Source organism: Acinetobacter sp. LipI_23, assembly GCF_058243045.1.
On the sequence record NZ_JBZAYJ010000001.1, the window covers coordinates 1,835,831 to 1,848,773 of the forward strand.

Genomic DNA, 12,943 nt, shown 5'->3' on the forward strand with positions numbered 1-12,943 from the left:
TATCAATTTACAAAATGCTCTTTAGTAGTTTATTAAGTTTTTGAAATGCCGAAATTAGACTTAAGTGCAGTTTTGTATATTTTTTACACTTAAAACCAATATTCTCCCTATTTTCAATCCTGATTAAGCCATGATTATTCAAAAAAGTCGATAAATTAATCGATGAAAATGCACATAAAAAAAGCACCCTTTTGGGTGCTTATATTTTTAAATTTCTTCTTGTTGTTTACTTGCTTCAGCTTGTATTTGTCGATGTGCTTCATTCAAGTAATCATCTGATTGCATTTCCAATAAACGTGAACGCGTGCGTTCAATTTCAAAGGCTAATTTATCACCAGAGTACAAATCAATAATTGTATCTTCTGAGGTTAAAATCAGTTTTACCCCACGGTCATAAAACTCATCGACCAGATAAATAAAACGACGTGTCCCTTCAGAAAGATAATCAGTCAAATGCGGAACATTACTCACCAATACAGTATTATAAATATTTGCAATTTCGATAAAGTCAGCAGGACTACGAGGTTTTAAACACAGCTCTGAATACTCACACCATAAAACATCTTCAGTATGCCCGACCGTTTCTACAATACGATTATTAATAATAATCGGCTCATCTGAAATGGTTTGAGTTTGTGTCAAGGCGCTAAAACGCTGTGCGATCCAACGTTGATGCTCATGTGTTAAAGGAGATTTAAAGAGTTGCGCTTGTTTTAAAACACGTAAACGGTAGTCCACGCCTGCATCTACATTTAAAATCACACACTGCTGTTTCACCATTTCAATGGTTGGAATGAAACGATCACGGTGAATGCCGTTTTTATATAAACCATCTGGCGCAATGTTTGAGGTTGCCACCAAGGTAATGCCACGTGCAAAAAGCTTTTGGAACAAATCACTGAGAATCATGGCATCCGTCACATTCGAGACGAAGAACTCATCGAAACAAATGACCACTGCTTCTTTATAAATTTGATCCGCAACCGCATCTAAAGGGTTACGCTGACCTGAAAGCTTGTTGAGCTCACGATGTACATGTTGCATAAAATGGTGAAAGTGCATCCGTGTTTTACGACGAAATGGAATTGAGTCGTAAAACTGATCCATCAACCATGTTTTACCACGGCCTACACCACCCCACATATATACACCACGTGGAGAAGTTTGACGGCGGAAACGACGAAATGCTTTTTTAGATGCCTTAAAACGTTGAATTAATTCATGCCAAACGCGATCCAACTCATGAACGGCCTGAGCTTGTGCTTCATCAGACATGAACTGGCCGGATGCTAAGGCTTGCGCATAGCGCTCTGCAGGAGATAAAGGACTGAATGCGGTAGGTGAATTAAAATCTGACATATCATTTAATACTGTTTTTAGGCTATATCAATTATAGCGGAGTGGAAAAGTTAATATATAACACTTTGGCATAATTATGCTTAGGCTATTTCCCATATTGCCGTGGACTGTAACCAAACCACCGTTTAAATGCATGATTAAAGGCTGCAGGCTCCGAGTAACCCAATAACTCTGCAATCATTTCAATGGAATATTCCTGATATTCCATCAAATGTAGTGCACGGTCTTTCATTAATTGCTCACGAATTTGTTTATAACTGCTATTTAACTGTTGCAACTGGTGTCTTAAGGTTCTCTCTGGCAAATTCAACGCTTGAGCGGTTTCAGCCATGGTCGGCAGTAAACCACGTTGCAACTCCAAATAATCCTGCACCCGCTGAATCAAGCTCGGCTGCTCCGCCGTTTCTTCCAAACGCTGCAATTCCGCCTGACATTTGCCTGCATAAACGTTAAATGTCATCAAATCTGCTGAAGGAATTGGTACATTTAAAACCCACTCATCAAACCAAAATTCAGCTTGCTGCGTACCAAAACTCACTTGCTGACCATAAACCTGCTGATAGAGCACCAGTTTTTTCGCATCTTCAGGTCGTGCAACAGGTAAAGTAATTCGAATCTCAGGCATCTCCAGCCCAATCATCTTATAAATATCTTGTAAAAACTTATAGGTTCCCGCTATTTCAGAATGTGCACGCAACTGTCCCACAGGGGTTTGCAAGTCTCTCGGTAGATAACACAGTGCGACTTGATCATTTTGTTTTTTCAAACCCAATAAGCCACTCAAATGCGTCAAACTTTGATAACGAATACCTTGCTCTAAAGCGGTGTGTGTCGTTGGACTGGTCATCAATAACATCAGTAAGGGGCCATATCCTGCCAAAACATAATGCTGACCAATAAACAAGCCTTGCTCAGGCTCAATATCCTCTGCAATGATTTTCAAAATATCCCACTCTAGAGCAGGATGAATGATCGCATTCGGATCAAGCGACTCCACACGTAAGCCAATGCTTTGTAACTTTTGATCGACTGCGACTCCTGCTTTACGCATTCCTTGAATCAAATACATCAAGCCAAGTACAGAACGTTTCATAATCAATTAAAAGCAAAATATTGGCCTATGTTTTACTACAGCCACCTAGCGTACAACAATTGCCGAATCTATCAATTTTCTTGTCAGGGCTATCATAGACCTTCTGGATAGTTGCTCTACAATAAAGTAAAACAAAAAGGAAAAACAAATGCAGGCAGCAAATTCAACAACCCCGCAGGTAAAAATCGCCATTATTGGTGCAGGCTTTGGTGGTTTAGCGATGGCTATTCGTCTTTTACAAAACAATATTCGTGATTTTGTCATTTTGGAAAAAGCCAGTGAAATAGGTGGCACATGGCGTGAAAACCAATATCCCGGTGCTGCTTGTGATGTACAGTCTCATCTCTATTCCTTGTCTTTCTCACCCAAGACCGACTGGTCTAAACGTTATGCTGAAGCACCTGAAATTTATCAATACATCCAAACACTTACCACTGAAAATCAATTGCAGCCTTATATCCGCTTTCACACCGAAGTCAGTGCTGCACATTACTTAGAAAATCAATGTTTATGGCAACTCACCCTTAATCAAAATGAAACTCTGACCGCTCAATTTGTCATTTTCGCATCTGGTCCGCTGCATGTACCACAAATTCCGCGTATTGCGGGTATCGAGAAGTTTAAAGGCAAAGTTTTCCATTCATCACAGTGGGATCATGACTATGACCTCAGTCATAAAAATGTTGCCTCCATTGGCACTGGGGGTAGCGCGATTCAATATATTCCTGAAATTGCAGAACAAGTGAAACAACTTTACGTACTACAAAGAACAGCTGCATGGGTTATTCCTCGGGATGAACGTCGTTATTTACCCATTGAAAAAGCACTGTTTAATCGATTTGATTGGTTTCGAAAACTTCATCGAGCTCGTCTGTATTGGACAAATGAATCTCGTGTAGTTCCCATTATGAAACCACAGGTCATGAAATACGCACAAAAACTAGCAGAAGCGTATATTCGCCATCAAGTCAAAGACCCTGTAACCGCAGATAAGTTAATTCCCAACTATATTATGGGTTGCAAACGCATCTTGGTCTCCAACAAATATTATCCAAGCTTTAACCGTAAAAATGTTGAATTGGTTACCGATGATATTTTGGAGTTAACTGAGGACAGTATCATCACCAAAGATGGGAAAAAGCGTAAAATTGACTGCCTCATCTATGGCACAGGTTTTGTGACTGACCCACGTATTTATCTTAAATCCTTTAGCTGTACAGGGCTGAATCATATTGAGCTTACAGACGTATGGCAAGATGGGGCCGAAAGTTACTATGGAATTAGCACCAAAGGTTTCCCAAACTTATTTCAGCTTTTAGGGCCCAATACAGTCTTAGGTCATAACTCAGTTATTTTTATGATTGAGTCACAAGTAAATTACATTCTACAGCTCATCGAGATGGCACAAAAAACCCAATCTCAAGCAATCGTTGTGAAAGCAGATATTCAAGACCAATTTAATCAGCATTTACAAAGTCAATTTACAGATACCATTTGGCAATCTGGCTGCGTCAGCTGGTATCAACAAGCGGACGGGAAAAATTTCTCTTTATGGCCCAGCTATACATGGAAGTATTGGCTAAAAATACGAAAAGCCAATCCTGCAGACTATCGTTTTTTAAATTCTAAGCAAGATAGTCAAGCAATAAATTAAGATCGCGGTCATAATAAGTTAGTATTTATTCACACTTTATTTGACATGCAATCGTTTTGGTTGATTTTTCAGCTTCTTATTTGTTTAGCACTTGGATTTGTTTTGGCGCGTCGTTTACCCAAATGGCTTGAACGACTTGCCTTTCAAATCTTGCCCTATTTTACGTATATTCTCTTAATCGCAATTGCGATTGAGTTTTCAACGACGTTGCATAGTATTGCCGAACCTTGGCAGATACTCAATCATGCAGCGCTTTTAGCAGTTATGACCAGTATTGGCGCTTTTGTCTGTTGTTACATATTATTTAAACTGTTGGGCTATCAACCCAGTCATGGCAAAGTGTCCATGAGCCTTGTGAGCAAATCATTAATCAATATCAGTTATGCATTTATCGCACTGGCCTTGGGGTATGGTTTGGCAGAGCTATCTTCAAGTTTCGACTATACCCTTCATATCAGCACATGGAACTTGTTACTGGTTTTCATGTTCCTGATCGGGCTTGATTTAGCCTATTCCCCACTCGATCGCTCATGGTTGAACTGGCAAATCCTACTCGTTCCACTTGGTTGTATTCTGGGTTCAATTATTGGGGCGTTTGTAACTGCCTATTTTGTACCGAGCATTCAATTAAAAGACCTGATTATGTTGTCTCAAGGTTATGGTTTCTACTCTATGACTGGCATTGTGGTCACGGAGTTAAAAAATACTCATTTAGGCAGTATTGCTCTGATGAATGATTTGTTCAGAGAAATCTTTGCGATTGTGTTTATGTATATCATTGGCTGGCGTTACCCCCGCTCTGCGATTTCATCTGCAGGAGCTACAGCTATGGATGTCACTCTACCGATGGTCAAACAAGCCTGTGGGAATGACTTTATTCCACATGCTATGGTGAGTGGTTTCATCCTATCAGTTTTGGCGCCGATTGTTGTGAGTGTCTTGGCTGCTCTGTAAAGCATAGCGCTCTATTCGATGCCGTCTTTTTATTTTGCTATTGCCACTTCGCTCACCAACAATTCTTTTTAAAATTTAATCCATAAAAAAAGCCTTTCGAATGAAAGGCTTTTTAGATTTCTAGTCGATTAAAGCGTCGCTAAAATATCTTTGAGCATCTGACACGGATTTGCAGACTGCGTAATTGGTCGACCAATCACTAGATGTGTTGCACCGTCTAACATTGCTTGTTTTGGCGTTACGATACGCTTTTGGTCATCCGCACTTGAACCCTCAGGGCGGATGCCTGGTGTCACTAATGCAAACTCTGAACCCAAAGTCTCACGCAGCATTTTTGCTTCTTGGGCTGAACATACCACACCATCTAAACCACTATCTTTAGTCAATTTTGCTAAACGTTTGACTTGTTCAAATGGTTCAATATCCAGACCAATATCGGCTAAATCTTCACGTCCCATCGAGGTTAACACCGTTACTGCAATTAGTTGAGTGTTATAGTTGCCAGCCTTTAAGCGCTCAACACAGGTTTCCATCATTTTACGGCCACCTGAAGCATGGACGTTTACCATCCAAACACCCATATCTGCAGCAGCACATACCGCTTGCGCAGTCGTATTTGGAATATCGTGAAATTTTAGATCTAGAAAGACTTCAAAGCCTTCACCATGTAAAGCTTTAACAATAGATGAGCCTTCATGGGTAAATAATTCTTTACCGACTTTTACACGGCATAATTGAGGATCTAATTGCCCAGCAATCGTCATTGCGTCATAATGACTTTTTGCGTCTAAGGCAACAATAATACTCATGGGGAGACCCTTCAAACTCACAAAATTATGGCATTATACGGATTAAGCCTAAAACGACCAAGACTATTTTTCTAAAAACTATTTAAAATTCAAACTAAGTTCTTTATTCATATACTTTTTATATAGTTATCAATATTTTAAATCACAATAAAAAACGCCTTTGGCTATATAACCAAAGGCATTTAAATCAAACTAGCTTCAATACTTCTAAGATAAAAATCTTACTTCATATTGTGGCTTAAAGCGGTGTAGATGGACGATCATTAGGATTGATATCTAACACCGTTTTTTCATGTCTTGTATGTGCTGCAGCTTCAGCAGCAGCCAGCTGAGCGGATTGAATCTGCTCTTTACGAAGGTGATCAATGTCTTTACGTAGTCGCTTAATTTCCCAACCTTTCTGGAATACACGAAATACCTGAACACCAATTAATAACCCCAACACAATCCCTAAAGCCATTGTCAATAATAACAATAGACCTAAACGCATTGCTGGAACCTGTATAAACAACAGATCAACGGTTAGCTCAGTTCCGTTTTGTAATACCAAAGCTAAGCAGTAGCCAAACAGTACAATTAATAATGCGAATAATACGTAACGCATAAGCACCCCAATAAATTTTATTCGCCTGCAGTCTCGTTTACTGCATCACGTAATGCTTTACCTGGTTTGAAATGTGGAACAGCTTTAGCAGCCACTTCTACCGACTTACCCGTTTTAGGATTACGCCCAACACGAGGCTCACGGTGATGGAGTGCAAAACTACCAAAACCACGAATTTCAATACGATTATCTGAAGACAAAGATGCAATCATTTGATCAATCATAATCTTAACAGCTTCTTCCACTAATGGCTCTGCTAAGTGCGGGTTTTTAAGAGAAATACGCTCTATTAAGTCAGACTTATTAAGTGCTTCAGTAGTCATCTGCGACCTCTTTAATTATCAAGCTACCTTGTAGATAGATTGATAATAACCTGTTTAAATACAAAACGGTAGCGTAATAAGTGAATACTACGCCACCGTTTATTGTATTTGTGTAAAAAGTATTAGTTAACTTACATTAACAATACAATTCAAACATCTACTCAGTTGCCCATTTGAGCTTTGATCAAATCACCAATAGTCTTAGGACCATTGTCTTGACCAGTAGTTGCTGTCTTCAAGTTAGCAACTGCTTCTTTCTCTTCAGCTTCGTCTTTCGCTTTGATAGACAAGTTGATAGAGCGAGATTTACGATCTACGTTGATGATTTTCGCTTCAACTTCTTGACCAACTTCAAGGAACTTAGTTGCATCTTCAACGCGGTCGCGGTTGATTTCAGATGCTTTAAGAGTCGCTTCAACTTCGTCAGCTAACTTAAGTGTTGCGCCACGAGCGTCAACAGCAGTTACAGTACCTTTTACAAGTGCACCGCGTTCGTTAGCAGCTAAGAAATCGTTGAACGGATCGCTGTTCATTTGCTTGATGCCAAGGCTGATACGGTTGCCTTCAGCGTCTACAGACAAGATAACCGCTTCAACTGTGTCACCTTTCTTGTAACGACGGATAGCTTCTTCGCCTTGCTCGTTCCAAGAAATATCAGACAAGTGAACTAGACCATCGATACCGCCTGGTAGACCGATGAAGATACCGAAGTCAGTGATTGACTTGATCGTACCTGAAACTTTTTCACCTTTGTCGTGGTTCTTAGCAAACTCTTCCCATGGGTTAGCACGAGTTTGTTTGATACCAAGAGAAATACGACGACGCTCTTCGTCAACTTCAAGAACCATAACATCAACTTCATCACCAATCTGAACAACTTTAGATGGGTGGATGTTTTTGTTAGTGTGGTCCATTTCAGAAACGTGTACTAAACCTTCAACGCCTTCAGCGATTTCTGCGAAACAGCCGTAGTCAGTTAAGTTAGTTACGCGAGCTTTAACGATTGAACCTTTAGGGTAACGGTTCATGATCGCTAACCATGGATCTTCGCCTAATTGCTTAAGACCTAAAGATACGCGGTTACGTTCTTTGTCAAACTTAAGTACTTTAACAGTAACTTCTTGACCAACTTCAACAACTTCTGATGGGTGCTTGATACGTTTCCAAGCCATGTCAGTGATGTGAAGAAGACCATCAATACCGCCAAGGTCAACGAATGCGCCGTAGTCAGTAAGATTTTTGATAGTACCAGTAACTGTTTGACCTTCTTCAAGCTGAGCAAGAAGAGCTTCACGGTCAGCTGAAGATTCAGCTTCCATAACAGCACGACGAGATACAACAACGTTGTTACGTTTAGCATCAAGTTTGATTACTTTGAATTCTAACTCTTTACCTTCTAAGTGAGTAGTATCACGAATAGGACGAGTATCAACTAAAGAACCTGGAAGGAACGCACGAACTGGACCGATGTCAACAGTGAAACCGCCTTTAACTTTACCAGAGATAACACCAGTAACGATTTCGCCGTCTTCAAAGATTTTTTCAAGTTTAGTCCAAGTTTCAGCACGTTTCGCTTTTTCACGTGATAAAACTGTTTGACCCATGCCGTTGTCAAGCGCTTCAACAACAACATCAACAGTGTCGCCAACTTGAACTTCAAGTTCGCGTTGTTCATTTAAGAATTCAGCGCGGTCAACAATACCTTCTGATTTAAGGCCAGTGTCAACTGTTACCCAATCAGAATCGATGTTTACTACAACGCCTTGGATGACAGCACCCTTTTCAACGTTGAGGTTTAATTCGCTTTCTTCAAAGAGGGCTGCAAAAGATTCGGTCATGATATACCTGATAAAGTCAGCGGTCTTGGATCAGACAAGGCCGGTTTAGTTAAGCGTCTACATAGTCCATTTTGAACTGATCAAGCTATGCTTCTGCTGAATATAAAAATTCGTTAGTTTGCTAATTGCTTATCGATATAAGCCGTCATAAGCTGAAATACCTCATCAATGTTCAATTCAGAACTATCAATGATGTAGGCATCAGCTGCTGGTCTGAGTGGAGCAACTTCGCGCTCCATGTCACGTTTATCACGCGCCTCAATATTAGCTAAAATATCGTTTATTTTAGCATCCAGCCCCATACCCTGCAACTGCTTTACTCTGCGTTCAGCACGAGATTGGGCTGAAGCGGTTAAATAAATCTTGGCTTGAGCCTCTGGAAAGATGGATGTTGCCATGTCTCGGCCATCTGCAACCAAGCCTGGTGCTTGTGCAAAAGCATGCTGACGATCGACTAGCGCAGCTCTAAGCTCAGGAATTGTTGCAACTTTTGATGCAAACTCACCAATTCGTTCTGTTCGAATGGTTTGACTAACATCTTCACCATTAAGCAAGACTTGTGTGCCTTGTGCAGAGCTTAAAAATTGTATGTCTAAATGTTTAGCGATTTCGACACATTGACTCAGTTCGCTTGACAAAGCATCCAACAAATCCTGTTGATGCAATGACAGGCCCAACAAGCGATATAACGCTCCCGAATCAAGTAAATGAAATTGATAATGAGCTGCTATTTTTGCAGCCAGTGTGCCCTTACCCGAACCACTTGGACCATCAATTGTGATTATTTGAACTGTCATTGCTTACCCAAAGTTTGTTATACAGATTTAGCGAGTTTCGAAAAACCTAGTTTAATCGCAGATTTAAGCTGTGCAAGGATTAATTTACTTACAAAAGGTGCACGTGCCTGTAATTCAATCGTATAGGTCACTAAAGTTTTATTCGAGTCAATCGGCTCAAACTCAATAACACCCAAATGATGTTTGATTAGTGGATTTTTAATAATCTTGTATTCAATACGCTCATTCACATTCATTAATGTAATTTGCTCTTGTAGTGGTTTAATTGGACCAAAACCCATACGACGCACAGAACCAAGCCCATCCGGACGTTCTGGATCTGCTGAATCTTTCACTCGCACCACTTGAACTGGTGCAAAAGCGACGTTATAGGTTGAGTGTTTAGAAAGTAAATCAAACACCTGCTCTACGGGTGCATTAAATTCTTTTTTAATCTGAATATTGTTCATGGTGGTTCCAGCGCTTTATTTGACAATAATTATTGTCATTTCATTTTACATGAAATTATTATTTTACGAATTCATTCATCCCTTTTCTTGTAGACGGGATAGTCGCTTTTGTTCGCGGCGCATTTTAAAAAAGTGACTGAGCTGCTGTGAGCATTGCTCATGTAAACAACCCGACTCAACCAAGAACTGATGATTATAATAACCCGTTTCAAATAATTTACGTGCACTTATAAGAGAACCCGCTTTCGGCTCTGTCGCACCAAATACCACTTTTGAAACGCGTGCATGCACCAAAGCACCTACACACATGGTACAAGGCTCAAGCGTCACATACATGACCGCATCATCAGGTAAACGATAATTTTGTGTATTTTGGCAAGCATCGCGAAGTGCTTGAACCTCAGCATGCGCGGTAGGGTCATTTAGCGTAATAGGCGCATTAAAGCCCGAACCAATAATTTTATTTTGACTCACAATGACTGCCCCGACCGGGACTTCACCTTTTGACGCTGCAATAGCAGCCTGCTCTAAAGCAAGCTGCATCCATTCACTATCTATTTTTAAAACATCAGTCATAAAGATTAGATTACATCGTAATGTTTAAGGAGTTCATTCCAGCTTTCAATGCTCGTTGTTGGTGGATTACCAGCGAAAATACCCTTTAAGCTATTACTAGCCCCTTGTTTCCATGCTGGTGACAAGTCTTTATCCACTAAACGCGCACGCACACCCTCAACAAAGTCTGCATGACGAATTTTCCAGTCCGAAATTTGGGTTTCAAGCTCGAACACTTCATTCCAAGAATGAACCTGCTTGCCCCACTGCCATAGCAACCATGTTAATGCAGCAGTTGTTGGTGAGCCTTTTTGTAAGTTTTCACTGGCTTGACGAAGCCAATCGCTACGCGCATCACTTAAACCAACAATAGCATCATAATCATGCTCGAAGTTCACACCACGACATACACTATGAATGACATCCAAAGAGTTCTGTAATGGACCTGGGCCTACCGGACGATGCATACTGTTTAATGTGTCATCAATGGCTCTAAAACCACCTGCTGGATAATGACTCCAGTCTATATTGATAACTTTCTCAAGCACCGTATTACGCTGCGCATCACAGATGTGTGTTGCCCAACCAATACCATATGCGCCTGCAGCTGTCATGATTGAACCCGTTAAACCTGTAAACAGACCAATTGCTCCACGATCCGCCAAGAAACGCGTTGCGCCCACATCTGGGTACAAACCAATATTAATTTCAGGCATCGCTAAACGTGAATGCGGTGTCACCAAACGGAATGGCGCTGCCATAAACAGACCTAAACCACCACCCATGACATAACCTTCACCCCACACCAAGACAGGCTTAGCATAGTTGTGTAGTAACAAATCTAAAGCATATTCTTGCTCAAAGAACTGATTGGCTGTTTCAACTTCATCGTTAATCACCAATTGACGAAGTTTACGTACATCACCACCCGCACAGAATGCTTTTGGTGTGGTTGAATCCAACCAAATGGCTTTTACTGCGTCATCGCAATGAAAATCTTGAAATACTTCAAATAAAGCTGAAACAATCGTTTCATCTAAAGCGTGAAGTGATTTTGGTCTATTCAGACGAACAATGCGCCAACCATTTTTTGCTTCTTCTACAATCAAATCTGGATGGTAGTTTTTAGAAACGGGAGAATATGTCATGCGTCCAGCTGCCAATCTATAGGCTCAATGCCATGTTGTTTAAGATAATTATTGGATTTTGAGAAAACTTTACAACCGAAGAATCCACCACGGTTTGCTGCTAAAGGTGACGGATGTGCCGCCTTTAACACCAAATGCTTTTCTTGATCAATCCGTTGTCCTTTCCGCTGCGCATATGCTCCCCAAAGAATAAAAACAATATGCTCGCGCTGTTCATTTAAAACATCAATCACATGATCGGTAAAGTCTTCCCAACCTTGTTTTTGATGTGATGTGGGGTGACCAGCTTCAACGGTTAATACACTGTTTAACAGCAAAACGCCTTGCTGCGCCCAACGAGTTAAATCCCCATGTTTAGGAATATCAATTCCTAAATCTTTATTTAACTCATGGAAAATATTACGTAAAGATGGTGGTAAAGCAAGCCCCTTTTGCACAGAGAAACTGAGCCCATGTGCCTGATTCGGCCCATGGTATGGGTCTTGTCCGAGTATTACCACTTTTACATTCGCCAAAGGCGTCGTATTAAATGCATTAAAAATCAGCGCATTTGGCGGATAAATCACTTTATTCGCTTTTATTTCTGTAACAAGAAACTGCTTTAACGCATCCATCTTAGTACTAAGCAAAAAGTCACTTAATCCATGTTTCCAACTGGCATCCAGCTGAATTTTATCAAGCTTGGTTTGCTGTTGTTCTGTTAAAGACATACTTGCGCCTTATTCCCTTACTGTATATTCCGTGACAAATTTCACAGTTTGACTTGCAATTCTACATTCGGATTGTGAAATTGGATACCTTCTTTTAATTTGGTATACATTTCAGTGTCCGCCCATTCCGCTTGGATTTGTTCTGAAAACTCGATCTGGCTTAAATCTAAAAGCCCCATCTGTGTATTTTCAATATCTTCAATAAAACTCTGTGCATAGCCCGTATCGGTCTCATGCACAATCACAGAGTACACTTCTACATCACCTTCACCGTTTTGAGTCACGGTCGACGCAAGTACTTCCTGTGCAAGATAAAAGAAAATACGTGAAAATTGTTCAGCCGATGGCGAAACAGGCAGCGACACCCAACGTGCACTAAATGTTTTACATGCTTGGATATATTCTGGATCGTCGTTTTGCCAAAAACAAATCGCATGATCAAAAGAGTCATAAAAGTCTTTAATTACCCCTTTCAGCAAGCCAAAGTCATAAACCATTTGACCATGATCTAATTTCGATGCTTTGAGGAGTAATTCAACTTTATAACTATGACCATGAATAGAGCGTTTACAACGATCCGATGTACAGTTGCGTACAATATGGGCATTTTCAAACTTAAATAACTTACGAATTAACATATGCCGTAATGC

At 40.4% G+C, this 12,943-nt stretch carries 14 protein-coding genes; 2 read left to right on the top strand and 12 right to left on the bottom strand.

Features of this window, described 5'->3' with window-relative positions:
• Nucleotides 1-207 precede the first annotated feature (207 nt).
• Both zapE and AC4CVD_RS09035 read right to left on the bottom strand, forming a co-directional pair.
• Complete coding sequence (gene zapE, locus AC4CVD_RS09030) at nt 208-1,359, bottom strand: cell division protein ZapE (RefSeq protein WP_004696878.1); 1,152 nt, start codon at nt 1,357-1,359, stop codon at nt 208-210.
• An 85-nt stretch (nt 1,360-1,444) separates the two neighbouring features.
• Nucleotides 1,445-2,452: an AraC family transcriptional regulator gene (locus tag AC4CVD_RS09035; RefSeq protein WP_004696875.1), complete on the bottom strand. Its 1,008-nt coding sequence runs from the start codon at nt 2,450-2,452 to the stop codon at nt 1,445-1,447.
• Between the two features lie 148 nt (nt 2,453-2,600).
• On the opposite strand from AC4CVD_RS09035, the gene AC4CVD_RS09040 reads away from it, so the two are divergent.
• Nucleotides 2,601-4,106, top strand: a complete 1,506-nt coding sequence (locus AC4CVD_RS09040) for a flavin-containing monooxygenase (RefSeq protein WP_490752922.1) — start codon at nt 2,601-2,603, stop codon at nt 4,104-4,106.
• Nucleotides 4,107-4,151: 45 nt separating this feature from the next.
• A complete protein-coding gene (locus tag AC4CVD_RS09045) occupies nt 4,152-5,060 on the top strand; it encodes a LysO family transporter (protein WP_178927936.1) in 909 nt (302 codons plus the stop codon).
• A gap of 128 nt (nt 5,061-5,188) precedes the next feature.
• Here the strand turns inward: AC4CVD_RS09045 and pyrF are convergent, their stop codons facing one another.
• The 10 genes from pyrF to AC4CVD_RS09095 all read right to left on the bottom strand — a co-directional run bounded on the left by pyrF (nt 5,189) and on the right by AC4CVD_RS09095 (nt 12,931).
• On the bottom strand, nt 5,189-5,869 hold the full coding sequence (pyrF, locus tag AC4CVD_RS09050) for an orotidine-5'-phosphate decarboxylase (RefSeq protein ID WP_004696869.1): 681 nt from the start codon (nt 5,867-5,869) through the stop codon (nt 5,189-5,191).
• A gap of 238 nt (nt 5,870-6,107) precedes the next feature.
• The gene (locus AC4CVD_RS09055) at nt 6,108-6,473 is read right to left on the bottom strand and encodes a lipopolysaccharide assembly protein LapA domain-containing protein (RefSeq protein ID WP_004696867.1); all 366 of its coding nucleotides are present in this window, start codon (nt 6,471-6,473) and stop codon (nt 6,108-6,110) included.
• A gap of 17 nt (nt 6,474-6,490) precedes the next feature.
• Nucleotides 6,491-6,796 carry an integration host factor subunit beta gene (locus AC4CVD_RS09060; RefSeq protein ID WP_004696865.1) on the bottom strand — a complete coding sequence of 102 codons (306 nt, stop codon included), beginning with the start codon at nt 6,794-6,796 and terminating at the stop codon, nt 6,491-6,493.
• Between the two features lie 161 nt (nt 6,797-6,957).
• Nucleotides 6,958-8,634 (bottom strand): 30S ribosomal protein S1, encoded by a 1,677-nt coding sequence (rpsA, locus tag AC4CVD_RS09065; RefSeq protein WP_004696863.1) that lies wholly within the window; start codon nt 8,632-8,634, stop codon nt 6,958-6,960.
• A gap of 113 nt (nt 8,635-8,747) precedes the next feature.
• The gene (gene cmk, locus AC4CVD_RS09070; protein WP_234956128.1) at nt 8,748-9,431 is read right to left on the bottom strand and encodes a (d)CMP kinase; all 684 of its coding nucleotides are present in this window, start codon (nt 9,429-9,431) and stop codon (nt 8,748-8,750) included.
• 17 nt (nt 9,432-9,448) lie between these two features.
• Nucleotides 9,449-9,880 carry an SRPBCC family protein gene (locus tag AC4CVD_RS09075; protein ID WP_490752925.1) on the bottom strand — a complete coding sequence of 144 codons (432 nt, stop codon included), beginning with the start codon at nt 9,878-9,880 and terminating at the stop codon, nt 9,449-9,451.
• Between the two features lie 75 nt (nt 9,881-9,955).
• Nucleotides 9,956-10,456, bottom strand: a complete 501-nt coding sequence (gene tadA, locus AC4CVD_RS09080; RefSeq protein ID WP_005401161.1) for a tRNA adenosine(34) deaminase TadA — start codon at nt 10,454-10,456, stop codon at nt 9,956-9,958.
• A 5-nt stretch (nt 10,457-10,461) separates the two neighbouring features.
• Entirely contained in the window at nt 10,462-11,583 is a 1,122-nt protein-coding gene (locus AC4CVD_RS09085; protein ID WP_490752927.1) for an enoyl-CoA hydratase/isomerase family protein, read from the bottom strand.
• A complete protein-coding gene (gene ung, locus AC4CVD_RS09090; protein WP_490752929.1) occupies nt 11,580-12,293 on the bottom strand; it encodes a uracil-DNA glycosylase in 714 nt (237 codons plus the stop codon). Before ung ends, AC4CVD_RS09085 begins: the two co-directional genes overlap by 4 nt.
• A 41-nt stretch (nt 12,294-12,334) precedes the next feature.
• Nucleotides 12,335-12,931 (bottom strand): 6-pyruvoyl trahydropterin synthase family protein, encoded by a 597-nt coding sequence (locus AC4CVD_RS09095; RefSeq protein WP_348960249.1) that lies wholly within the window; start codon nt 12,929-12,931, stop codon nt 12,335-12,337.
• Nucleotides 12,932-12,943 lie beyond the last annotated feature (12 nt).